This is a genomic window from Streptomyces sp. NPDC043996 (assembly GCF_056435225.1).
The window spans coordinates 130198-152948 of the sequence record NZ_JBWKEY010000017.1; the positions used below are offsets into that span (position 1 = coordinate 130198).

The 22751-nt window shown below is 74.5% G+C and carries 22 protein-coding genes; 13 read left to right on the forward strand and 9 right to left on the reverse strand.

The window, feature by feature from the left end:
- Window positions 1–145: 145 nt before the first annotated feature.
- Together AC07A4_RS35600 and AC07A4_RS35605 are read right to left on the reverse strand one after the other, a co-directional pair.
- Complete coding sequence (locus AC07A4_RS35600) at window positions 146–1339, reverse strand: alpha/beta hydrolase family protein (RefSeq protein WP_478607038.1); 1194 nt, start codon at window positions 1337–1339, stop codon at window positions 146–148.
- A gap of 100 nt (window positions 1340–1439) precedes the next feature.
- Window positions 1440–2249 carry an NAD-dependent epimerase/dehydratase family protein gene (locus AC07A4_RS35605; protein WP_478607041.1) on the reverse strand — a complete coding sequence of 270 codons (810 nt, stop codon included), beginning with the start codon at window positions 2247–2249 and terminating at the stop codon, window positions 1440–1442.
- A 276-nt stretch (window positions 2250–2525) separates the two neighbouring features.
- Between AC07A4_RS35605 and AC07A4_RS35610 the strand changes: the two genes are divergently transcribed.
- From AC07A4_RS35610 to AC07A4_RS35640, 7 genes are all read left to right on the forward strand, one after another.
- Window positions 2526–3476: a 5-dehydro-4-deoxyglucarate dehydratase gene (locus tag AC07A4_RS35610; protein WP_478607044.1), complete on the forward strand. Its 951-nt coding sequence runs from the start codon at window positions 2526–2528 to the stop codon at window positions 3474–3476.
- Window positions 3473–4642, forward strand: a complete 1170-nt coding sequence (locus AC07A4_RS35615; protein WP_478607046.1) for a hypothetical protein — start codon at window positions 3473–3475, stop codon at window positions 4640–4642. Before AC07A4_RS35610 ends, AC07A4_RS35615 begins: the two co-directional genes overlap by 4 nt.
- Before the next feature lie 58 nt (window positions 4643–4700).
- Window positions 4701–6092 (forward strand): S28 family serine protease, encoded by a 1392-nt coding sequence (locus tag AC07A4_RS35620; protein WP_478607049.1) that lies wholly within the window; start codon window positions 4701–4703, stop codon window positions 6090–6092.
- Between the two features lie 108 nt (window positions 6093–6200).
- Window positions 6201–6830 (forward strand): TIGR03086 family metal-binding protein, encoded by a 630-nt coding sequence (locus AC07A4_RS35625; protein ID WP_478607051.1) that lies wholly within the window; start codon window positions 6201–6203, stop codon window positions 6828–6830.
- Between the two features lie 151 nt (window positions 6831–6981).
- Window positions 6982–7719 (forward strand): CPBP family glutamic-type intramembrane protease, encoded by a 738-nt coding sequence (locus tag AC07A4_RS35630; RefSeq protein WP_478607054.1) that lies wholly within the window; start codon window positions 6982–6984, stop codon window positions 7717–7719.
- Complete coding sequence (locus AC07A4_RS35635; protein ID WP_478607057.1) at window positions 7716–8054, forward strand: PadR family transcriptional regulator; 339 nt, start codon at window positions 7716–7718, stop codon at window positions 8052–8054. Before AC07A4_RS35630 ends, AC07A4_RS35635 begins: the two co-directional genes overlap by 4 nt.
- Window positions 8051–8779, forward strand: a complete 729-nt coding sequence (locus tag AC07A4_RS35640) for a hypothetical protein (RefSeq protein WP_478607059.1) — start codon at window positions 8051–8053, stop codon at window positions 8777–8779. Before AC07A4_RS35635 ends, AC07A4_RS35640 begins: the two co-directional genes overlap by 4 nt.
- A gap of 207 nt (window positions 8780–8986) precedes the next feature.
- Here the strand turns inward: AC07A4_RS35640 and AC07A4_RS35645 are convergent, their stop codons facing one another.
- The 5 genes from AC07A4_RS35645 to AC07A4_RS35665 form a co-directional block, all read right to left on the reverse strand.
- The gene (locus AC07A4_RS35645; protein ID WP_478607062.1) at window positions 8987–10438 is read right to left on the reverse strand and encodes a peptidoglycan D,D-transpeptidase FtsI family protein; all 1452 of its coding nucleotides are present in this window, start codon (window positions 10436–10438) and stop codon (window positions 8987–8989) included.
- A gap of 63 nt (window positions 10439–10501) precedes the next feature.
- Window positions 10502–11182: a response regulator transcription factor gene (locus AC07A4_RS35650; RefSeq protein WP_478607065.1), complete on the reverse strand. Its 681-nt coding sequence runs from the start codon at window positions 11180–11182 to the stop codon at window positions 10502–10504.
- The gene (locus AC07A4_RS35655) at window positions 11179–12480 is read right to left on the reverse strand and encodes a sensor histidine kinase (RefSeq protein WP_478607067.1); all 1302 of its coding nucleotides are present in this window, start codon (window positions 12478–12480) and stop codon (window positions 11179–11181) included. The genes AC07A4_RS35650 and AC07A4_RS35655 overlap by 4 nt, the downstream gene beginning before the upstream one ends.
- Window positions 12477–14087, reverse strand: a complete 1611-nt coding sequence (locus AC07A4_RS35660) for a hypothetical protein (protein WP_478607069.1) — start codon at window positions 14085–14087, stop codon at window positions 12477–12479. Before AC07A4_RS35660 ends, AC07A4_RS35655 begins: the two co-directional genes overlap by 4 nt.
- A gap of 99 nt (window positions 14088–14186) precedes the next feature.
- A complete protein-coding gene (locus tag AC07A4_RS35665; RefSeq protein ID WP_478607072.1) occupies window positions 14187–14960 on the reverse strand; it encodes an IclR family transcriptional regulator in 774 nt (257 codons plus the stop codon).
- Between the two features lie 151 nt (window positions 14961–15111).
- Here AC07A4_RS35665 and AC07A4_RS35670 point away from each other — a divergent pair, with 151 nt between their 5' ends.
- A complete protein-coding gene (locus AC07A4_RS35670) occupies window positions 15112–16641 on the forward strand; it encodes an aldehyde dehydrogenase (NADP(+)) (RefSeq protein WP_478607073.1) in 1530 nt (509 codons plus the stop codon).
- 4 nt (window positions 16642–16645) lie between these two features.
- Window positions 16646–17272: a DUF1349 domain-containing protein gene (locus AC07A4_RS35675; RefSeq protein ID WP_478607076.1), complete on the forward strand. Its 627-nt coding sequence runs from the start codon at window positions 16646–16648 to the stop codon at window positions 17270–17272.
- Here AC07A4_RS35675 and AC07A4_RS35680 read toward each other — a convergent pair whose 3' ends face one another.
- A complete protein-coding gene (locus tag AC07A4_RS35680) occupies window positions 17273–18391 on the reverse strand; it encodes a Gfo/Idh/MocA family protein (protein WP_478607079.1) in 1119 nt (372 codons plus the stop codon). It abuts the gene before it with no gap.
- A 62-nt stretch (window positions 18392–18453) separates the two neighbouring features.
- Here AC07A4_RS35680 and AC07A4_RS35685 point away from each other — a divergent pair, with 62 nt between their 5' ends.
- The 3 genes from AC07A4_RS35685 (at window position 18454) to AC07A4_RS35695 (ending at window position 20886) form a co-directional block, all read left to right on the forward strand.
- A complete protein-coding gene (locus AC07A4_RS35685; protein WP_478607081.1) occupies window positions 18454–18861 on the forward strand; it encodes a winged helix-turn-helix transcriptional regulator in 408 nt (135 codons plus the stop codon).
- Between the two features lie 120 nt (window positions 18862–18981).
- The gene (locus AC07A4_RS35690) at window positions 18982–19710 is read left to right on the forward strand and encodes a DsbA family oxidoreductase (protein WP_478607084.1); all 729 of its coding nucleotides are present in this window, start codon (window positions 18982–18984) and stop codon (window positions 19708–19710) included.
- A gap of 57 nt (window positions 19711–19767) precedes the next feature.
- On the forward strand, window positions 19768–20886 hold the full coding sequence (locus tag AC07A4_RS35695) for an aminotransferase class V-fold PLP-dependent enzyme (RefSeq protein ID WP_478607087.1): 1119 nt from the start codon (window positions 19768–19770) through the stop codon (window positions 20884–20886).
- A gap of 42 nt (window positions 20887–20928) precedes the next feature.
- On the opposite strand, the gene AC07A4_RS35700 is transcribed toward AC07A4_RS35695, so the two are convergent.
- Window positions 20929–21444 (reverse strand): MarR family winged helix-turn-helix transcriptional regulator, encoded by a 516-nt coding sequence (locus tag AC07A4_RS35700; protein WP_478607089.1) that lies wholly within the window; start codon window positions 21442–21444, stop codon window positions 20929–20931.
- Window positions 21445–21613: 169 nt separating this feature from the next.
- Between AC07A4_RS35700 and AC07A4_RS35705 the strand changes: the two genes are divergently transcribed.
- On the forward strand, window positions 21614–22687 hold the full coding sequence (locus AC07A4_RS35705) for an alkene reductase (protein WP_478607092.1): 1074 nt from the start codon (window positions 21614–21616) through the stop codon (window positions 22685–22687).
- Window positions 22688–22751 lie beyond the last annotated feature (64 nt).

The window sequence follows — 22751 nt, forward strand, 5'->3', positions numbered from 1 at the left end:
GGGGGCGGGCGTGGCCTGCGGCGCGGGCCGCGCGCCCGCCCGTTTCGGCGCGGACGGCGCCCGTTGGCCGCCCGCGCCGGCCAGCCGGATCAGTGCTGCCGGATCAGTGCCGTCGGATCAGTGTTGGTGGATCAGTGCTGGAGGATCAGGGCTGGTGGAACCCCACCTCCGGGTGGGCGGACGTGGGACCTTGAAGCAGCGGGCTGTCGATGCCGCGCAGGTGCCGGTCGAAGAACGCGCCGATGTAGGCGCGGGTGATCCGCTCGGCGCGGGTGCCGGAGATCGGGGCGTCGGGGTCGTCCACGCCGAGCTGCTGGAGCACGACGGGCGCGTCAGTGAACGTGAAGTGCCCCGATCCGGCGACGGTCAGCCAGCGCTTCCAGCCGTCCATGAGCGGCCAGGCGCTCGCCCACTGGTAGGGGTCGTCCGGCTGGGCGGTGAGCTCGGTGCCGAGCAGCAGGAACGGGCGGCCGCGCAGCCCGTCGGGCTTGATCTGGGTGCCGCCGTCCATGTTCATGCCCGCCCGCACCCGGCGGTCGGAGTTCATCAGGGCGATGGTGGCGGCGCCGCCGATGGAGTGGCCGCCCGAGCCGATCCGCTTGCGGTCGATCATCTTCGCGTGCCGCCAGGCCGCCTTGCCGGTCTTGCCCCCGATGAGGCGGTCGAGGACGAACGACAGGTCCTCGGCCCGGTTCTCGGTGATGCGCGGGCCCGGCACCCCCGAGTCCGGGTCGCAGCCGAGGCAGGGCGGCAGCCGCCCGCCCTCGAACTCCCCTCCGGCCGCCTCGTGGGCGTGGTCGACGGTCGCGACGACGTAGCCCCGGCTCGCCAGGTCCTCGGCGAGGTGCGTCAGCGTCGAGCGCGGCGCGGTGAAGCCGGGCGAGAGCAGCACGAGCGGGAACCGGCCCGGCACGGCGGGCGCCCCGGTGCGGGCGTAGGTGCGCGTCGAGCCGTACGCGATGGGGGACACCTTCAGGTCGTACTGCTTGATCAGGGCCTCGGCGGCCGCGACGGACGTGTACCGGGTGGGGCGCCCGCCGTCCGCCCGCGCCGGGTAGTACAGCGACGTCATCAGCTCGCGCGGCTTGGCGGGGTCCCACAGGTCGCGGCGGCCCTTGTCGACCAGGTGCAGGGTGTCGCGGCCCACGGCGTACTCGCCGGTGGGGCGGGGGAGTTCGGGCCGGGTGACCGGGGCCTGGGGCGTGGCGGTCGTGGTGGTCCCCGCGGGGTCCTGGGGCGAGGCGAGCGCCGCCGACGCGCCCGCGACCGGCAGGGCCAGGGACAGCGCGAGCACGGTGGCGAGCGCCCGCCCGCGCGTGGCATTGCGAGTGGTCATCATGTCGACTCAGGCTAGAAGAGCCGCCGTCGCCGCACGTCGCCCGACGGTCTGACCCCGGCGCTACCGCAGACGGAGAGCGGGGTCAGCTCCCAGGATGAGCTCAATACGGCCACACTGGCGGATTCGTGCAGAAGCGGCCGCCGAGGTGCGCGTGGTCGGGGTTCTCGGGGTCCAACTCCCCGTGCTCGGCGACGAGTTTGTCCGCGAACCGCTCGGAGTCGTCGCGCGGCGCGTACCCGAGCGCCCGCGCCGGGCCGAGGTCCCACCACAGACGGGTGTTGGCGGAGGAGCCGTACACGACGGTGTGGCCCACGTCCGGGGCGGTGAGCGCCGCGTGGAAGAGCCGCGCCCCGTCCTCGGGCGACATCCACACCGACAGCATGCGCACGTCGGCGGGTTCCGGGAAGCAGGCGCCGATCCGCACGGACACCGTCTCCACGCCGTGCTTGTCCCAGTAGTACTGGGCGAGGTCCTCGCCGAAGGACTTCGACAGGCCGTAGAAGGTGTCGGGGCGGCGCGGCGCGGTGACCGGGATCAGCGGATCGTCGCCGACGGGGCGCGGGGTGAAGCCCACCGCGTGGTTGGAGGAGGCGAAGACGACGCGCCGCACGCCTTCCTCGCGCACGGCTTCGTACAGGTGGTAGGTGCCCTCGACGTTGGCCTTGAGGACCTTGTCGAAGGTGGACTCCAGGGAGATGCCCGCGAGGTGCAGCACCGCGTCGGCGCCGCGCACGGCCTCGCGCAGCGCGGCCCGGTCGGCGAGGTCCACCCGCAGCGCGTCCGGATCGCCGTCGACGGGGCGCTGGTCAAGGGAGCGCAGCGCGTAGCCGTACGAGGGCAGCAGGCCGCGCATCAGGGTGCCGAGACCGCCGGCGGCTCCGGTCAGCAGGACGGTGCGGGGAGCGGTCATGCGGCGATCTCCTCGGGCTCCTTGGCGGGGTGATACAGCGAACGTGCATATGGATGCGATTCACATCCGTGGACACGCTAGGGAGTGGCGCCGACGGGAGTCAAGGGGGCGGAGGGGTGGCGTGGCGGAGGAGGCGCGGAGGGGTCGCGGAGGCGGCGAATCCGTTCCCGGGCCGGTCGTGTGCGCGCTTGACCCGCACGAGGAGCCGTCCTAGCGTGGGCGCGTTCAGGGACATGGACGTGAATCAGAAACGTGCACGCTTAGGGAGAGCCCGTGATGTCAGGTCGGTCCGATTCGCTCGCCTCCCGGCTCCGCGTCCCCAGCGGGCCGCTGTTCTTCCCCGTCACCCCCTTCGGACCCGATGGCTCCGTGGACGCCGGCGTCCTGCGCGCGCACGTGCGCGCGGGGGTGGACGCGGGCGCCGCCGCGGTCTTCGCCTGCTGCGGCACGGGCGAGTTCCACGCGCTGACCCCCGAGGAGTTCCAGAGCTGCGTCGCGGCCGCCGTCGCGGAGACCGCGGGCCGCGTCCCCGTGATCGCGGGCACCGGATACGGCACCGCGCTCGCTGTGCGCCACGCGCGCCTCGCCGAGGAGGCGGGCGCCGACGGCCTGCTCGCCCTGCCGCCCTATCTGGTCGTGGCCGCTCAGGAGGGCCTGCTGCGCCACTACGCCGGACTCGCCGCCGCCACCTCCCTCGACGTGATCGTCTACCAGCGCGACAACGCCGTCTTCACTCCGGAGACCGTCGTCGGCCTCGCCCGCGCCGAGGGCGTCATCGGCTTCAAGGACGGCCTCGGCGACCTCGACCTGATGCAGCGGATCGTCAGCGCCGTGCGCGCCGAAGTCCCCGGCGACTTCCTCTACTTCAACGGCCTGCCCACCGCCGAGCTCACCGGCCTCGCCTACCGCGGCATCGGCGTCGGCCTCTACTCGTCGGCCGTGTTCTGCTTCGCGCCCGAGATCGCCCTCGCCTTCCACCGGGCGCTTGCCTCCGGCGCCGACGCCACCGCGAACCGCCTGATCGACGGCTTCTACCGGCCCTTCGTCGAACTGCGCCGCGAGGGCAAGGGATACGCCGTCTCGCTGGTCAAGGCGGGCGTACGGCTCGGCGGGCTCGACGTCGGCGGGGTGCGCCCACCGCTGTGCGAGCCGACCGACGACCACATCAAGCGCCTGGCCGAACTCATCGAGCGCGGCCGCGCCCTGGCCGGGGAGTGCGCCGCGTGAAAGCGTCCGCGTTCCTCTACCCCTGGGACGTCATCGGCGACCCCGAGGCCCCCGGCCGCCTCGCCGGACTCGGCGTGCGCCAGGTGACCCTCGCCTCCGCCTACCACTCCACGCGCGCCCTCACCCCCCGCCACCCGCGCCACCGCGTGGTCACCGCCGGGCACGCCGCCGTCCTGTATCCGCCGGGCGAGCGCTGGGACGGCCGCGCGCCGCGCCCGTACGCCGCCGGGGACTGGGCGCCCGGCGAGGCCTACGCCGAGGCCGCGCACGCCCTCGCGGCGGCCGGGCTCGACGTGCACACCTGGGTGGTCCTCGCCCACAACTCCCGCCTGGGCGCCGAGCACCCGGACCTCGCCGTCGTCAACGCCTACGGCGACCGCTACCCCTGGGCGCCCTGCGTCGCCCAGGCCGCCGTCCGCGCCTACCTCGTCGACCTCGCCGCCGAAGCCGCCGCGCGGCCCGGCGCGGGCGGCACCGAACTGGAGTCGTGCGGGTGGTACGGGCTCGCGCATCTGCACGCCCACGACAAGACCGCGGGCGTGGCGCTCGGCGAGGCGGGCCAGTACCTGATGTCCCTGTGCTTCTGCGGCAGTTGCCGCTCCGGATACGGCGCCCACGGCCAGGACGCCGACGCGCTCGCGGCCGCCGTGCGCCGGGGCCTTGAGCCGGTGTGGCGCGGGACGCCGCCCGCGCCGGGCTGGCCGGGGGTGGAGCGGCTCATCGGCGCCGAGGCGGCGGCGGCCACGCGCGCCTGGCGCGAGGACCGCGCCCGCACCCTCCAGGAGGACGCGGTCGCCGCCGTGCGCGCCGAGGCGCCGGACCGCGCCTTCCAGGTGCTGCTGCACGCGGACCCGGTGACGTACCACTGCGGCGCCAACGCGGGCGTGGACCCCGCGCACATCCTGTCCGTGGCCGACGGCGTCGTCGTGCCCTGCGCGGAAGGACCGGGCCCGCTGGCGCCGTTCGCCGCGCACGCCCGGGAGCGCACGGTCCTCGCCGCGAACCTCACCGTCGTGGCGGGAATGGGCGGCAGACCCGCCGCGCTCGCCGACGACGCCCGGCGCGCGGCCGCGCGCGGCGCCACCGAACTGCGCCTGTACCACGCCGGTCTCGCCTCCGACGACGACCTCGCGCACGTCAGGAAAGCCCTGTCGCGCCTCGCCTGACTGCCGTTACGATCCGCGCACCACACCACTCCCGCAACCGGGGTACAGAGGAGACAAGGTGCGCAACAAGGGGATATCCGCGCTGGTCTGCGCCGGAATCACGGCGGGCGCCGCGGTGCTCGCCACCGCCCAGGCCGCGGCCGCCCAGACCGGGCCGGTACAGACCGGGGCGGAACGGGCCGGGGCCGCGCGGGCACAGGCAGGACAGCGGGCCGCCGCCGAGGACATCCGTGACCGCCTGGAGAAGATCCCGGGCATGACGGTCACCTCGGTGACGGACAAGGAGGGCTACCCCCTCTACTCGCTGACGTACCGCCAGCCCGTGGACCACCAGCGCCCGCACAAGGCGACCTTCACCCAGCGCCTGACGCTGTGGCACAAGTCCACGGCCAAGCCGACCGTCCTGTACACCACCGGCTACGGCCTCGGCTCCGGCACCAGCGCCGTCACCAGGCTCCTCGACGCCAACCAGGTCAGCCTCGAACACCGCTACTTCCTCCAGTCCCGCCCCCAGGGCGCGGCGGGCGACGACTGGTCGAAGATGACCGTCCAGCAGGAGGCCGCCGACGAGCACCGCGTCACCCAGGCCCTGCGCGGAATCGAGCGGGGCAAGTGGATCGGCACCGGCGCCAGCAAGGGCGGCATGACGGCGACGTACCACGAGCGCTTCTACCCCGAGGACCTGGACGCCGTGGTCGCGTTCGTCGCGCCCAACGACAAGAACAACAGGGACGACTCCGGCTACGAGCGCTTCTTCAGATCCGTCGGCACCCAGGAGTGCCGCACGGCCCTGAACGCCGTCCAGCGCGAGATGCTCGTCCGGCGTGACGCGCTCCTGCCCAAGTTCGAGGCGGACGCCAAGGCGAACGGCCAGACCTTCGAGGAGACGCTCGGCACCACCGACCGGGCCTATGAGTTCGCGGTCCTCGACCAGGTGTGGAACTTCTGGCAGTCGGGCAGCATCGACAACTGCGCCACCGTCCCCGACGCCAAGAAGGCCACCGACGACGAGCTCTACACCTGGTCCAAGGGGCACGGCCTGAGCGTCTACTACGACGAGGACCTCGGCGTGAACAGCTCGGGCCCCTACTACCGCCAGGCCGCCACCCAGCTCGGCTGGGCCGACCTGCGGTTCAAGCACCTCAAGGGCGTGCGCCACTACCCCGACATCTACCAGCCCAACTCGGTCCTGCCCGCCGCCATGCGGGGCTCGTACAACAACGCCACCATCGCCGACGTCGACCGCTGGGTGAAGACCAAGGGCCAGCGGATGATGTTCATCTACGGCGAGAACGACCCGTGGAGCGCGGAGAAGTTCACGCCGAGCCACCGCGACTCGTACCGCTACGAGGTGCCGGGCGCCAACCACGGCGCGTCCATCGCGAAGCTGCCCGAGCCGCAGCAGTCGCGGGTCATCGCGACGATCAAGCGCTGGGCGGACGCGGAGTAGCCCCCCGCGACGGCGTGCCCCGGCGGCGATGATTTCCGGCCGCCGGGGCAGTCACGTTAGGGAGAGGGCCCCACCGGGGCGAGCTTTCCCAGCGCGAAGGAGACGGCCATGCCGGAGACGACCAACCCCCTGCCGGACGCGGTGGACCCCGCGGGGGAGCCGCACGAGCTGCCGGACCTCAGGCCGCAGGCGCGGCTCGTGGCGAGCCTCGCCGCGGGCGTGCTGGACGGCCAGCTGGAAGGACCGACGCCCTGCCCCGACTACACCGTGCGCCACCTCCTCGGCCATGTCGCCGGGCTCGCCGTCGCGTTCACCGACGCCGGGCGCAAGGAGCTCGGGGCCAGCACCGACACTGACCCCTCCGCCGCGCTGCCCGACCTCGACGACGACTGGCGCGACGCCCTGCCGCGGCGCCTCGCCGAACTCGCCGAGGTGTGGCGGGACTCCGCCGCGTGGAGCGGGCCGACCCGGGCGGGCGGCGTGGACTTGCCGGGGGAGCTCGCGGGCGTCATCGCCCTCAACGAACTCGTCGTGCACGGCTGGGACCTGGCCCGCGCCACGGGCCAGGCGTACGCGCCGGACGCCGCGAGCCTCGCCGTCTCCCACGGCATGCTGGCGGCCACGGCTCCCGATGAGCGGGGCGCGCTCTTCGGACCGCCGGTCCCCGTCCCGCCCGGGGCGCCGCTCCTGGACCAGATCATCGCCCTGAGCGGCCGCGACCCGCTCTGGCACCCCTAGCCACCCCCGCGGGCACTCGGCGTCTCGACCTAGGTTGCGTAACTGACTAGCTAGCCATACGGTCTAACCCTGACCAGTTGGTCACACGTGTACCTGTCGCCTGCGCACCCGCGTTTCGCGTGCGCACGCCTGTCGTCGCCCAGGGGGACCCATGACGATCTCGCCCGACCTCTCGACGGCCGCCACGGCCGTCGGAGGCGCGCTCGCCGCCTATCTGCTGCTCGGCGAGCCCTGGCTCGGCCGCCGCATGTACGCGACCCTCGAGCGCCGCCGCCGCGACGGCGAACCGGGCGCCCTCGTCCGCTACTTCACGCTCTTGATCACCGCCTGGTGGGGCCTGGCCGCCCTGGCCGCGGCGGCGCTGCTCCTGTCGCCCGGCGCCGCGGCCGCCGACTTCGGCGTCGCGCTGCCCGACGACGTGCCGTACACCGTGCTGGTCGTCGTGCTCTTCAGCGTGACCGCGGTGGTGTCAGGGCGCCACTTCCACAAGCTGGCCAGGCAGGGCAAGCACGTCCCCGGGCGCGCCGCCATCGAGGCCATGCTCCCGCGCGGCCGCCGCGAGCGGCGGTTCGCCGTCGCCGCCGCCGTGACCGACGGGGTCTGCGCCGAGTTCGTCTACCGCGGCCTGCTCATCGCCTTCGGCGTCGGCGCCCTCGGCCTGCCGCTGTACGCGGCCGCCGCGCTCTCCGTAGCCGTCTACGCGCTCGCCGGGTGGTACCAGGGCCGTACCGGCCTGCTCGTCTTCGCCTTCTTCGGCACCCTGCTCACCGGCCTGTACCTGGCCACCGGCAGCCTGCTCCTGCCCATCGCCGTGCACGTCATGCTGTCCGTGCGCGACCTGACGATCCCCGCGCCCGACCTGCCCTACGCGCGGAGCGGGGCGGCGTGAGCGGCGACCGGCGCGCCAGCTGGTTCAAGGGCGTCCTCGACCTGCTGGTCCTCGCGAGCCTCACCGACGGCGAGAGCTACGGCTACGAGATCGCCAAGCGGCTCGGCGCCGCCGGGTTCGGACAGATCCGCGGCGGCACGCTCTACCCGGTGCTCAACCGCCTGGAGGAGGCGGAGCTCGTCGCGGCGGAGTTCCGCGCCACGGAGAAGGGACCGGGGCGCCGGTACTACACGCTGACGGACGCGGGCCGGGCCGTGCTCACCGAACAGGGCGGCCTGTGGCTGGCCTTCGACACGTCGGTACGGGACGTCCTCGGGAAGGCGGGAGTGCGGTGAACGGCGACGCCGAGCGGTATCTGACGCGCCTGGCGGAGCGCCTGCGCGAGCGGGGGCTCGCGCCGGAGCGGGTCCGGGTGACCGTCGCGGACCTCGCGGCGCACCTCGCGGAGTGCGGGGCCGACGCCGAGGAGGAGTTCGGGCCCGTCGAGGACTTCGCCCTGCTCCTCGTACCGGAGGCGGATGCCGGTCCCGTGCCGCCGCCCGCGGGCACGGGCGCCGAGACCTGGCGGTGGACCGCCGACACGCACGTCGACGAGGAGCTGCTCGGGCGCTTCGGCGACGAGGGCTGGGAGGTCGAACGCGTCGACGCGCTCGGGCGGTTCGTGTGCCGCCGCGAGCGGGAGCGGCCGCAGCGGTGGGAGTACCGGCGCGAGCTCGTCACGCGCGGGCGTGAGGGCCTGGACGAGCGCCTTGCGCCCGACGGCTGGGAGGCGTGCGGCAACTGGGCCGTCTACGCCTGGTTCAAGCGGCCGCGGGCGGCGAGCGAAGGGCCCGCGGCGGAGCTGGGGGGTGCCGCGGTGCCGGTGCCGGGGCGGCGCGTGTTCCTCAGCCGGCGCTTCTTCGCCCTGTGCGGGGCGGTGGCCGCGGTGGCCCTCGTGGCGGCCGTCACCGTCTCCGTCCGCGACGGCGATCCCCTCTCCGGCCTGGGCCTCCTGACCGGCCTGGCGGCCGGGGCCGCCTTGCCGTTGGCGGCAGCCGTGGCGTTGCGCCACCGCGGCTGAAGGGCTGCCCGGCGGCTTCGGGCTGTGCCCACCCGTTCCGCCCTCTGGGCGGACCAGCTGCCCACAGCGAGGACGGCGAAAAGGCGCATCCACCCACCCACCCGCAGCGCTACGCGTCGAGGGTGCGGGGCGAAGCCGCGAGTGATCGGGTGGGTGGGTGGGAAACATCCCGCCGCGTTAGCGGCGGGCGCCGAAACGCACCCCAGGTCAGCGGAGCCCGGCGCGCATCATCGCGGCGGCGACCGGCGCCGCAAGCCCATTGCCGCTGACTTCGGAGCGCGCCGCGTCCGAGGACTCGATGATGACCGCCACGGCGACCTCCTTGCCGTCCGCGCCCTTGGCGTACGACGTGAACCAGGCGTACGGCGTCTTGCTGTTGTTCTCGCCGTGCTGCGCGGTGCCCGTCTTGCCGCCGACGGTCGCGCCGTCGATGCGCGCCTGTGTCGCGGTGCCCTTCTCCACCACCGTCCGCATCGCCGACTGGAGCCCCTTCGCCGTGGACTCGCTGATCACGCGCTCGGAGCCGGTGTCGCCGTCGTAGTTGTGCAGGACGTTGCCGTCGGCGTCGGTGGTCTTGGACACCATGTGCGGGGACTTCAGCTCGCCGCCGTTGGCGATGGCGGCGGACACCATGGCCATCTGCAGCGGCGTCGCCGTCACGTCGAACTGGCCGATGCCGGTCAGGCCGGTGCTCGCCTTGTCCATGTCCTTCGGGTACACGCTCGCAGCGGCGCGCACCGGCACGTCCAGCTTGTCGGCGTTGAAGCCGAACTTCTCCGCCTGCGCGCGGACCTTGTCCTGGCCGAGGTCCACGGCGAGCTTGGTGAAGACGTTGTTGCAGGACCACTGCAGGGCCGTGCGCAGCGAGGCGTTCTCGCAGGGGGCGGACTTGACCTCGTTGGGGATGGAGGTGCGGGTGCCGGGCAGCGTGTACGGGTCCGGGCTGTCGGTCTTGTCGTCGACCGAGTCGTAAAGACCGTCCTCCAGGGCCGCGGCGGCGACGACCAGCTTGAACGTCGAGCCGGGCGGCAGCGGCTGGCGCATCGCCCGGTTCACCATCGGCTTGTCCTTGTCGTCCATGGACAGCTCCCGCCACGCCTTGCCGTCGTTGGAGCCGCTGATCCGCGACGGGTCGTACGACGGCGTGGAGACCATGCCGAGGATGCGGCCCGTCTTGGGGTCGATGGCGACGGCCGCGCCCTTCTTGTCGCCGAGGGCCTTGTACCCGGCCTTCTGCACGGCGGGGTCGATGGTCGTCAGGACGTCACCGGGGTCGGCCCGCTTGTTGGTCAGCGTGTCCAGGGGGCTCTTGAGCTGGGTGTCGGAGCCGTCGAGGAGGCCGGAGTAGATGCCCTCTAGCTGCGTGCTGCCGTAGACCTGCGAGCTGTAGCCCGTCACGGCGGCGTACAGCGGGCCGTCCTTGTACGTGCGCTTGTAGGCGAGGTCGCCGCCGCGCGTGCGCTTGGAGCCGGTGACCGCGTCCCCGGCCACGATGATGTCGCCCAGCGGCGCCGAGTACTGCGCGATCGCCTTGCGCTTGTTGAGCTTGTCCTCCGCGAGCGCCTTCGAGTCGTGGAACTGCACCCAGGTGGCCCGCACGAGGAGCGCGAGCACCAGGGTCAGCGCGAAGACCGCGGCGTGTCTGATCGTCTTGTTCATCCCACAACAGGACGAGTCAGCGGCGGCGGTCCGTTCCCATCTGGCGCCGTTGTGTCCGGTTTCTCACGAACTCCTCATGAAGCCGGCCTCGTACGCGGCGATCACCGCCTGCGTCCTGTCCCGCGCCCCGGTCTTCGCGAGCACCGCCGCCACGTGCGTCTTCACCGTCGCGGGCCCCACCTCCATGCGCCCGGCGATCTCCGCGTTGGTCAGCCCGGCCGCCATCAGCCGCAGCACCTCGCTCTCCCGCCCGGTGAGCCGGGCCACCCAGGGGGCCTGGGCGGGCGCGGTCGCGCGCGCGTGCTCGTCGGCGAGGGCGCGCACCGCGGCCGGGAACAGCAGCGAGTCGCTGCGCGCGACCAGGCGCACGGCCTGCACCAGGGCGTCCGCGTCGGCCCGCTTCAGGAGGAAGCCGGACGCACCGGCGCGCAGCGCCTCGTACACGTACGCGTCGTTCTCGAAGGTCGTGACGACGACGATGCGCGGCGGCGCGTCCATGCTCCGCAGGATCCGCTCGGTGGCGCGGATGCCGTCGACCTCCGGCATGCGTACGTCCATGAGGACCACGTCGGGCCGCAGCTCCCGCACGACGGACACCGCCTCCGCGCCGGTGGTGGCCTCGCCGACGACCTCCAGGTCGGGCTCGGCGGAGAGGATGGCGCGCAGCGCGGTGCGCACCATGCGCTCGTCGTCGGCGAGCACGATGCGCAGGGCGGGGGCGGCGGGGTCGGCGGCGCTGGTCATCGGGTTTCTCCGGACTGGTCGTGAGGCCCTCGCGGGGGCTTCAGGGGCAGGTGGACGCGCAGGCGCCAGACGTCGTCCGCGGGCCCGGCGGCGGTGGTGCCGCCCAGGAGCCGGGCGCGGTCGGCGATGCCGGTCAGGCCGTGGCCGCCGCCGGGGCGCGGGGCCTGGCCGCCGGGCGCGGTCGGCAGCGGGTTCTCGGCGACCAGGTCGAGCCCGTCGCCGTCGAGGGTGATCCGCAGGTCGGCGGCGGTGTCGGGGCCGCCGTGCCGGAGCACGTTGCTGAGGGCCTCCTGGACGATGCGGTAGGCCTCACGGGACACCATCGGCGGCAGCGCGTCGGCGCCGCCGGGGCCCAGGTCGACGGCGGCCTTGACCCGCAGGCCGCCCGCGCGGGTGCGGCGCAGCAGGCCGTCGAGGTCGGCGGCGAGGGTGGGCGCGGGGGCGGTCGAGGCCCGCTGGTCGCCGTCGCGCAGCACGCCGAGGACCGCGTCGAGCTCGCCGACGGTGCGCCGGGTGGTGTCCTCGATGGCGGCGAGCGCCTCGCGCACGAACTCCGGGTCGTGGTCGAGGACCCGGCGGGCGGCGCTCGCCTGGAGCGTGACGGCGCTCAGCGCGTGGCCCACCGAGTCGTGCAGCTCCCGCGCGAGCCGGTTGCGCACCGCGAGGTCGGCGGCGCGCCGCTCGGCGGCGGCGATCCTGTCGGCGGGCGCCGGGCCGAGCAGCGCGGGCGCCCAGCGGGCAAGCAGCGCCCCCGAGCCCGCCGCGCACCCGGCGAGGGCGAGCAGGGACAGCGTGCCCGAGACCGGCCCGAGCGCCAGGATCCAGGGCTCGCGCAGCGACTCGGGCAGGCCGAGCCAGGATCCCCGCAGACCCACGCAGAGCGGCAGCACGATCTGGAAGACCGCGAACGGTACGAGCGCCAGCGTCGCCCCGCTGATCACCCCGCCGAAGCCGAGGTGCAGCGTGAACCAGGCGACGGTGCGCCCGCGCGCCTCCCGCGACCGGGGCGGCCCGTCGGCGAGCGCGTCGTCCGGCACCGAGCACAGCGCGCGGACCGCGGCCACCGACATCGGCCGGGTCAGCGGGAACAGGGCGGTGATCGCGGCGAGCGGCAGGCCGAAGCCGAACGCGAGGAGCTGCGCGGCGAAGGAACCGAAGATGATGTTGTCGCCGAGCAGCGGGCCCGACGCGAGGGAGCCGACGAAGACGTACGGCATGGCGAGGGCGCCGCCGAGGATCAAATGGATCCACCGCCGCCGCGCCCGCCGCCCGAAAAGCCCCGCCCCAACCCGCCTCACACGCCCCCGCCACCCACCCACTGCCCGCCCCCCAACGACTGCCCGGCACCCGCCTGCTCACCGGCGCCTGCCAGCCGCCCGCCGCCGGACGGCTGCCCGTCGCTCGCCTGGTGCCTGGCGTCCGCCTGCTCACTGGCGTCCGCCTGCTGCCTGGCGTCTGACGGCTGCCCGTCGCTCGCTCGCTGCCTGGAGTCTGCCTGCTGCCCGCCGCCTGCCCGCTGCCCGGCGTCCGCCTGCTCACTGGCGCTCGCCCGCTGCCCGGCGTCCGCCTGCTCACTGGCGCTCGCCTGCTGCCTGGCGACTGACGGCTGCCCGGCGTCCGCCTGCTCACTCGCGTCCGCCAACTGTCCGGCGCCTGACGGCTGCCCGCCGCTCGCCTGGTGCCTGGAGTCTGCCTGCTGCCCGCCGCCTGCCCGCTGCCCGGCGTCCGCCTGCTCACTAGCGCTCGCCCGCCGCCAGACGCCCGACGGCTGCCCGTCGCCCGCCTGCTCACTCGCGTCCGCCAGCCGCCCGGCGCCCGACAGCTGCCCGGCGTCCACCCGCTCCCCGGCGCCCGACGGCTGCCCGTCGCCCGACGGCTCCCCGGCACCCGACGGCGCCCCGGCGCCCGCCCGCTCCCTCAGGAAGCGCGCGCCGACGGCGGCCCCCAGCACTCCGGTGATCATCTGCACAGCGTAGGACAGGACCATCGCCGTCGTGGGCCGGTCGGAGACGTCCGCCGCCGCGCCGAACGACGCGGCGAACTGCCAGGCGCCCCAGCACCCCACCGCGCCCGAGCCCACCCAGGTGAGGGCGAGCGGCAGCCTCACCGGCAGGGCGGGGGCCCGGCGGAAGGCGAGGGCCAGGGCGCCCGCGGCCGCCGCGGCCAGGTAGCCGGCCTCCAGGGTCCGCAGCACCGCGAAGTCGGTGGTGCGGGCGTCGGCCTGCGCCGCGTTCAGGCCGAGGGCCGAACCGCCCGCCCACAGCAGCCGCAGGGCCGCCGGGTACAGGGCGAGGACGGCCGCCGCGACGGCGCACGCGCGCATCGCCCGGCCGGGGCGCGGCGCGGGCAGGTCCGCCAGGCGCCCGCGCCACAGGTGCCCCCAGCGGTCGCGGGCGTACAGGGCGAAGAGCAGGCCGAGGCTGATCCCCTGGAGGATGAACCCGCCGTACACCACCCCGAAGACCCACTCGTCGAGGAACGCCTGTCCGTCCCCGCCCCCGTCGCCGTGTCCCGCCACGGACCCGCCGAGCGCCCGGACCGCGAGCTGCGCCGGGAACCCGGCCATGATCGGCGTGAGCAGCCCGGTGGCCGCCCACATCGCCGTGCCGAGCAGCCAGGCGGGGACGCGCTGGCCCCAGGGCCGGGTCAGGAGCAGCGCCAGGACGATCACGACCGCGTCCATCAGCACGGTCACGGTGTTGGCGACGATCATCAGGCCGCGGTGGTCCAGGAGCGAGCTGCCCTCGGGGATGCCGACGCGGCTCCCGGCGATCCAGGCGAGCTTCAGGGACAGATACGGCACGCAGGAGACGACGGCGACGGCGCGCAGGGCGCGGCGGGGCCTGCTGAGGGCGCCGGGCGGAGGGAGGGCCGCGGCGGGGGCGGGGACGAATGCCTGGGTCATGGCTCCACGCTCCCGCGCGGCCCGCCCCGGCACCTCCTGCGCGAAGACGAAGCGCCTCCGCCGCGCGGGGGAGACGCTTCGTCATCGCGAAAGCGGAGGTCAGAGCCTGCGCGTGGCCAGGGTGAGGCGGTCGCGGGCGTCGAACAGGGCGTCCTTGACCATCTGCTCGTGGGCGGGCGTGAGCCGGGCCACCGGCACGGAGCAGCTGATCGCGTCCCGCGCGGGCGTGCGGTAGGGGATGGCCACGCCGAAGCAGCGCAGGCCCAGCGTGTTCTCCTCGCGGTCCACGGCGAAGCCCTGCTCGCGCACGGTGTGCAGCTCCTCGATGAGCTGCTCGCGGTCGGTGATCGTGTTCTCGGTCAGCGACGGCAGCGTCTGCGGGAGCAGCTTGCGCACCTGCTCGTCGGTGTGGGTGGCGAGCAGCGCCTTGCCGAGCGACGTCGAGTGCGCGGGGAGGCGGCGGCCCACGCGCGTGAAGGGCCGCAGATAGTGCTGGGACTGGCGGGTGGCCAGATACACCACGTTGGTGCCGTCGAGCCGGGCCAGGTGGATGGTCTCCGTGGTGTCGTCCGAGAGCCGGTCGAGCGTGGGGCGGGCCGCGGCGACGACCTCGTCGCCGTCGATGTACGAGGTGCCGACGAGCAGGGCCCGCACCCCGATGCCGTACCGCGTGCCGGTCGCGTCCGTCTCGATCCAGCCCAGCTCGACCAGCGTGCGAAGCAGCATGTACAGGCTGGACTTGGGGTAGCCGACCGCCTCCTGCACGTCGGCCAGGGAGTGCATGCCGGGGCGGCCCGCGAAGAACTCCAGCAACTCCACCGTCCGCACCGCGGACTTGACCTGCGAGCCCCCGCCCGTCTCCGCACCAGCCATCGCCCTTGACCCCTCACCTGCGACGAGAAATAGTCTCCACTGTCCCCCGTGAATTCACCATGGGAGACGGCGTTCAGCATATCGAACGGCCGTGGTGAGTGGCAGGCAAGCGGCACCGAACCGAGTCGCGTCAACCCTGGAGGAACCCCCGGTGGCAGCAGCACCAGTCTGGAGCGTCGACCCCCGAACCGGGAAGCGGCGCGAGCGGGTCGCCGTGGAAGCCACGGCCCACGACGTGGACCGGGCCGTGCGCGCCGCGCACGCCGCGCGCGCGGCCCTCGCCGACCGGGACACCCGCGCGGCCTTCCTGCGCACCGCCGCCGATCTCCTCCAGGGCGCCGAGGGCGATCTGGTGGCGGCCGCGGACGCGGAGACCGCGCTCGGCCCCGTCCGGCTCACCGGCGAACTCGCCCGCACCCGCTACCAGTTGCGGGCCTTCGCGGACGTCGTCGACGAGGGCGCCTACCTGGGCGTCGTCATCGACCACCCCGACGCCACCACCGCACCCCCCACCCCGGACCTGCGCCGCCTCAAGGTCCCCCTCGGCGTCGTCGCCGTCTACGCCGCGTCCAACTTCCCCTTCGCGTTCTCCGTGCCCGGCGGCGACACCGCGAGCGCGCTCGCCGCGGGCTGCCCCGTCGTCGTCAAGGCCCACCCCGACCACCCGGCCACCTCCGAGCTCGCCGCGGCCGTGCTGCGCCGCGCCGCCGCCGAACACGGTATTCCGCAGGACGCCATCGGGCTCGTCCACGGCTTCGAAGCGGGCCTCGGCCTCGTCCGGCACCCGCTGGTCGCCGCCGCCGGGTTCACCGGCTCCGTCCGCGGCGGCCGCGCCCTCTTCGACGCGGCGGCCGCGCGCCCCGTACCGATCCCCTTCCACGGCGAACTCGGCTCCCTCAACCCGGTCGTCGTCACCGAGGACGCCGCCGCCGAGCGCGGCGAGGAGATCGGCGGCGGCCTCGCGGGCTCCATGACGCTGGGCACCGGCCAGTTCTGCGTGAAGCCCGGACTCGTCCTCGCCCCCGTGGGCGCGGGCGGCGACCGCCTGGTGAAGGCCCTGGCGGCGGCCGTCGGCGACACCGCGCCGGGCGTGCTCCTCGACCACCGGATGCGTGAGCACTTCGTCGCGGGCGTCGCCGCCCGCGCCGCGCTCCCGGACGTGGCGGCCCCCGTGCCGCCCGGCGCGGGCGGCGCGCACACGGTCACCGCGGGCTTCCTCACCGTCCCGGCGGCTCGCCTGACCGCCGAAGGCGCCCATGACCTGCTCCTGGAGGAGTGCTTCGGCCCGGTCACGGTCGTCGCCCGCTACACCTCTGAGGCCGAGGTCACGGCGGTGCTCTCCCGGCTCCCCGGCAACCTCACGGCGACGGTGCAGCTGTCGGCCCGGGAGGCGGCGGGCGAGGGCCGGGGTGCCGCGCTCCTCGCCGAACTGACGCCCCTTGCGGGCCGCGTCCTCGTCAACGGCTGGCCCACCGGCGTGGCCGTGGCCCCCGCCCAGCAGCACGGCGGCCCCTACCCGGCGACGACCTCCACCTCCACCTCCGTCGGAGCCACCGCCATCGAGCGCTGGCTGCGCCCCGTCGCGTACCAGAACACCCCCCAGGCGCTCCTGCCGCCGGAACTTCACGACGCCAATCCCCTGGGACTGCCCCGCCGCCTCGACGGCCGCCTGGAACACTGACGGCATGAACGCCAAGGACACCGGCAGCCTCGCGCTGCCCGAACTGCCCTTCCCGCTCAGACCGTACGGGCCCGACGGCGACTGGAGGTACGAGGACGGCGTCCTCACCGGCTGGGCCGGGCCCCGCCAGGACCGCTTCGTGCCGCCGACCGGCGAGGCCCTGGACCCCGCCTCCGACGCGCCCCGGCTGCTCGGGGCGCCCGAGGGCGACTTCCAGCTCATCGCCCGCGTCACGGTCGGCTTCGCCGCCGCCTTCGACGCGGGCGTGCTCTACCTCCACGTCGGCGAGCGGGAGTGGGCGAAGCTCTGCTTCGAGCGCTCCCCGGACCTGCCGACGATCTGCACCGTCGTCACCCGGGGCCGCTCCGACGACGCCAACGCCTTCGTCGTGGACGGCTCCCACGTCTGGCTGCGGATCAGCCGCACGGGCACCGCGTTCGCGTTCCACGCGGCCACGGACGGCGAGCACTGGACGTTCGTGCGCATCTTCCAGCTCGGCGACGAGACGGCCGCAGCGGCCGCCCTCGTCGGCTTCCTCGCGCAGTCCCCGCAGGGCGAGGGCTGTGTGGTGACGTACGACCACATAGAGTTCCGCCCCCACTGGCCCAAGGGCCTGCGCGACGGCTCCTGATCACAGCGCCACCCGCGCCCCGGTGGCGGCGGCCCGCTCGATCGCGTCGAGCAGCCGCTGCCGCCGGGCCGCGTGCGCGAAGTCGGGCACCTCGCGGGTGCCCGCGCGCAGGTCGCGCCGGATCCGGTCGTACTGGACCCCGATGTTGTACGCCACCTCGCCGCGCAGGGCGTCAAGCGCGGGCACGTCGAAGTAGCCCTCGGGAACGGGCAGTTCACGCACGGCGCCGTCCGCGCCCCGGCCGCCGCGCACCGTCAGGCGGGCCTGCTGGAGATGCCCGTGGTCGCCGGTGACGACGAGGTCCCCCTCGGTGCCGTTGATCTCCCAGAGGAAGTTCGTGCCCCGCGAGAGCCCGCCCCGGAAGTGCGCGGAGACCACCGCCCCTGACCGCAGGACGCCGGTCACGGCCACCTGGTCGGCCACCGTCATGGCGGCGGTACGGGCCGTGCCCTCCTCCCGGACCTCGCGCCGCCGTGTCGCCGTCGTCGCCGACACCTCGGCGAACTCGCCGAGCACCATGGCCAGCGCGTCGACGGTGTGCCCGAACGGGATGGTCAGCAGGGAGCCGCCGCTGGCCCGGTCAAGGAGGTAGCCGCCGCCCGGCTCGAACGTGGGGCCCCAGCGTCGCCCGGACGCCACCAGGCTGGTCGAGAGGACCTCGCCCGCGTAGCCGTCCGCGACGAGATCGCGCACGTACCGCACGGCGGGCGCCGAGCGGGCCTGGAGCCCGGCGAACGTGGCCGCGCCCGACCGGGCCGCGGCGGCGGCCAGCTCCTCGGCCTCCGCCAGGCCGTTGCCCAGCGGCCACTCCGAGAGCACGGCCTTGCCCGCCGCGAGGGCCTCGGAGATCACCTCGCGGTGCAGCGGGACGCGGACGCTGACCACGACGAGCTCCACGTCCGGGTCCCGGACGAGGTCGTGGACGCTGCCGTACGCGCGCGGGATGCCGTACGCCGCGCCCGCCGTTGCGGCCGCCTTGGGGCCGGACGCGGCGAGCGCAAGGAGGTCGTAGCCGTCGAGGCGGGCGAGGGCCGGAAGATGCGCGTGCGAGGCCCAGCCGCCGCGGGCGGACAGACCGACGATGCCGGTCCGGACGGGGGAGTGAGAGGTGGTCTCCATGCCCGCAAGGTAGGAGCCGGGCCCTGATCACCCGCAAGGGCGCCAACTATATTCTGGAAACCATGACAGGTCAGAGCCGTATTCAGCCGCCAGGTACCGACGTCGACGCCGCCCACCGGCACGACATCTACGGCCTGCTGTGCCCCGGCCGGGAGATCTTCGAGCTGCTCGCCAACAAGTGGACGGGCCTCGCGATCACCGCCCTGGAAGGCGGCCCCCGCCGCTTCGGCGAGCTGCGCCGCAAGCTGGAGGGCGTGAGCCCCAAGGTCCTCACCCAGACCCTGCGGCGCCTGGAGGACTACGGCCTGGTGCGGCGCACGGCGTACGCGGAGGTGCCGCCGCGCGTCGAGTACGAGCTGACCGCGCTCGGCCGGGGCGCCCTGGAGCCGCTGGCCCACCTGCGGACCTGGATCCGCGCGAACACGGCACGCTTCGCACCGCCCGAGGACCGAGCGGACCGGGCGGAATGAACGGGCGCCGCGCGCGGTTGCACCCGGGAGCGGAGGCAGTCTCCGCATCGCACCGCTGAGCGCGCCGTCAGCGCACTGCCAGCGCACCGCCCGTCGTACTACCTGGAGAAGAGTCACACCATGCGCGTCGAGATCTGGAGCGACATCGCCTGCCCCTGGTGCTATGTGGGCAAGGCCCGCTTCGAGCGGGCCCTCGCGGGCTTCCCGCACCGCGACGCCGTGGAGGTCGTGCACCGCTCCTTCGAGCTCGACCCGGGCCGCGCCAAGGGCGACACCACCGCCGTGCTCACGATGCTCACGCGCAAGTACGGGATGACCGAAGCGCAGGCCGAGGCCGCCGAGGACGGCGTGGGCGCGCAGGCGGGCGCGGAGGGCCTCGCCTACCGCACCCGCGGCCGCGACCACGGCAGCACCTTCGACATGCACCGCCTGCTGCACTTCGCCAAGGCCGAGGGCCTGCAGGACGAGCTGATCGGCCTGCTGTACCGGGCGAACTTCGCCGAGGAGGAGTCCGTCTTCGACAGCGACGACCGCCTCGTGGCGCTCGCCGCCGAGGCGGGCCTCGACCCCGAGGCGGCCCGCGCGGTCCTCGCCGACCCCGCCGCCTACGCCGACGACGTCCGCGCCGACGAGCGCGAGGCCGCCGAACTCGGCGCGAACGGCGTACCTTTCTTCGTCCTCGACCGGACGTACGGCGTCTCCGGCGCCCAGCCCGCCGAGGTGTTCGAGCAGGCCCTGGAGCGGGCGTGGGGGAGCCGCTCGCCGCTGACGGTGATCGGCGACGGCGCGGCGGACGGCGCGGACGCTGATGCCTGCGGCCCCGACGGCTGCGCGGTGCCCGGGGCCTGACCAGGGGCGGGGAGCGACGCGTTAGCGCTGCTGAGAGGTACCGCTCACGGATCCGCGATGGACCGGGGCCTGGGCACGCGGCACAGTGATCCCATGGAGACCACCGGACAGCGTTTGGACCAGTCCCTCGTACGCGCCGAATTCGCTCCCCGCACCACCTATCTGAACAGCGCGAGCACCGGCCTGCTCCCCGCCCGCGCCGTGCGGGCCCTGCACGAGGGCGCCCTCTCCGTGGCCGAGGGCCGCCCCGCCGACATGTTCGCGGACGTGGAGGCGGCCCGCGCCGCGTTCGCGCGGCTCGTGGGCGTGCCGGTGACCCGTGTCGCGGCCGGTGCCTCGGTGGCCGTCTACAGCGGTCTCATCGCCCTCTCGCTGCCCGAGGGCGCCGAAGTCCTCACCGCGGAGGGCGACTTCAGCTCGACCGTGAACCCCTTCCACGTCCGCGGTGACCTGAAGGTGCGCACCGTGCCCCTGGAGCGGATCGCCGAGTCGGTCCGCCCCGGCACGGACCTCGTCGCGGTCAGCGTCGCGCAGTCGGCGGACGGCAGGCTCGCGGACCTGGCGGCGATCCGCGACGCGGCCCGCGCCCACGGCAGCCGGGTCTACCTCGACGCCTCGCAGGCGGTCGGCTGGCTGGACCTCGGCGACCACGTCGCGACGGCCGACTTCACGGCGGCGGTCGGCTTCAAGTGGCTCACGTGCCCGCGCGGCGTCGCGTTCTTCGTCGCCCCCGAGGAGGCCGAGGCCTTCGGCGGGGTCCGGCCCCTGCTCGCGGGCTGGGTCGCGGGCGAGCGCCCCTGGGACAGCTGCTACGGCCCGGTGGCGGAACTCGCCCACTCGGCGCGGCGGTTCGACGAGAGCCCGGCCCTGCTCGCGTACGCGGGGGCCCGCCACAGCCTCGAACTGGTCGAGCGCCTCGGCGCGGCCGCCATCGGCGCCCACGGCCTGGCGCTCGCGGACCGCTTCCGCGCGGGGATCGCCCGCCTCGGCCACGCGCCGGTGCCCGCGCCGGGATCGCCCATCGTCAGCGTGCCCGGACTCGGCGCCCGCCAGGCGGAGTTGAGCGCGGCGGGCATCGAGGTATCCGACCGCGCGGGCAACCTGCGGGCGGCCTTCCACTTCTACAACACGGAGCCGGACGTGGACCGCCTCCTGGAGGCCCTGGCGCGGGGGTGACCGGGGCGCGGGCCGCAGCGCCCGAAGCCCCCGACGCCTCTCTTACGGGCACCCCCCGGCGTCCGGGCACAGGTTGGCCTCGACCCGGCCGAGCAGCCGCTCCAGCGTCCGGCGCTCGTCCGCGTCGAGGCCCGCGAGCGTGCGCTCCTCCAGGCCGCCCCAGGCGCGCTCCACGTCGGCGAGCAGGCCGCAGGTGGTGTCCGTCGCCTCGACCAGGACCGCGCGCCGGTCGTCGGGGTCGGGCCGCCGCCGCACGTGCCCGGCCTGCTCCAGGCGCTGGAGCATCTTGGTGACCGTGGACGGGTCGAGCTCCAGGACCTTGATCAGCTCCGACTGGCGCACGGGTCCCGTGTCCCACAGGTGCATCATCACGAACTCCTGGCCGGGGTAGAGCCCGAGCCCCTTGAGCTGCTTGCCCGCCGCGGCCCGGTGCAGCCGGGCGACCCGGCTCACGAGGTGGCTGACGGGGCCCCGGCGGGCCGCGCTGGGCAGCCGCTCGGTCTCGGTACAGGGGGGATCGGTCTGCGCGGCCGAGGTGGCTCCTGGGTCGGCCTTCATCGGAACTCCTGCTCGTCGGGTGGCGCCGTGGTGGTCCACCAGTGTGACCCCGCTTCTCCTCCGAGATTAACTTGGTCGGCCAAGGAATGCGCTACAGTGGCTCTCGGTTGAATTACTTGGCCGACCAAATATGGCCGCCGTGACCAGCTACGTACCGCTTGGAGACGTCATGACCACCGCGTTCGACCCGATCGACCTGTCCGGAGTCCCGCTCGGCAACCGCATCGCCCTGGCGCCGATGACCCGCAGCCGGGCGGGCGCAGGCGGAGTCCCGACCGACCTCACCGCCGAGTACTACGCGCAGCGCGCCACCGCGGGCCTGCTCATCACCGAGGGCGTCCAGCCCTCCGCCGTCGGCCAGGGCTACCCGGACACCCCGGGCCTGCACACCGCCGAGCAGATCGCGGGCTGGCGCAAGGTCACCGACGCCGTGCACGCCCGGGGCGGCCGGATCTTCGCCCAGCTCATGCACACCGGCCGCATCGGCCACCCGGTGCTCCTGCCCGAGGGCCTGGTCCCCGTCGGCCCGTCCCCGATAGCGGCCGCGGGCCAGGTGTACACGCACGAGGGCCCCAAGGACTACGTCACGCCGCGGGAGCTGACCGGCGACGAGGTGCGCGCCACCATCGGCGAGTTCGTGGCCGCCGCGCGCGGCGCGGTCGAGGCGGGCTTCGACGGCGTCGAGCTGCACGGCGCCAACGGCTATCTGATCCACCAGTTCCTGGCGCCCGGCTCCAACCAGCGCACCGACGAATGGGGCGGCTCGGCACAGCACCGCATCCGCTTCGCCGTCGAGGTCGCGAAGGCCGTCGTCGCCGAGATCGGCGCGGCCCGCACCGGCATCCGCCTGTCGCCCGGCAACCCGCTCAACGACATCTCCGAGCCCGCCTCCGGCCTCCACGAGACGTACACCGCCCTGGTCGCGGAGCTGGACGCGCTCGACCTCGCCTATCTGCACATCATGGAGGTCGGCCCGGTCCGCGAGCTGGTCACCACCCTGCGCAAGGGCTTCGAAGGACCGTTCATCCTGAACCCCGCGACCGAGGGCCCCACAGGACCCGACGCGCTGGCGCTCATCGAGGACGGCACGGCCGACCTGGTCTCGTACGGCTCCCTGTTCCTCGCCAACCCCGACCTGCCCGCGCGGCTGCGGGCGGGCGGCCCGTTCAACGAGCCCGACCGGGCCACGTTCTACGGCGGCGACGCCAAGGGCTACACCGACTACCCGGCGCTGACCGGCTGACCGGCTGACCGGGCTGACCGGCTGACGCGCGAGGGCCCGGCACCGCACAGGTGCCGGGCCCTCG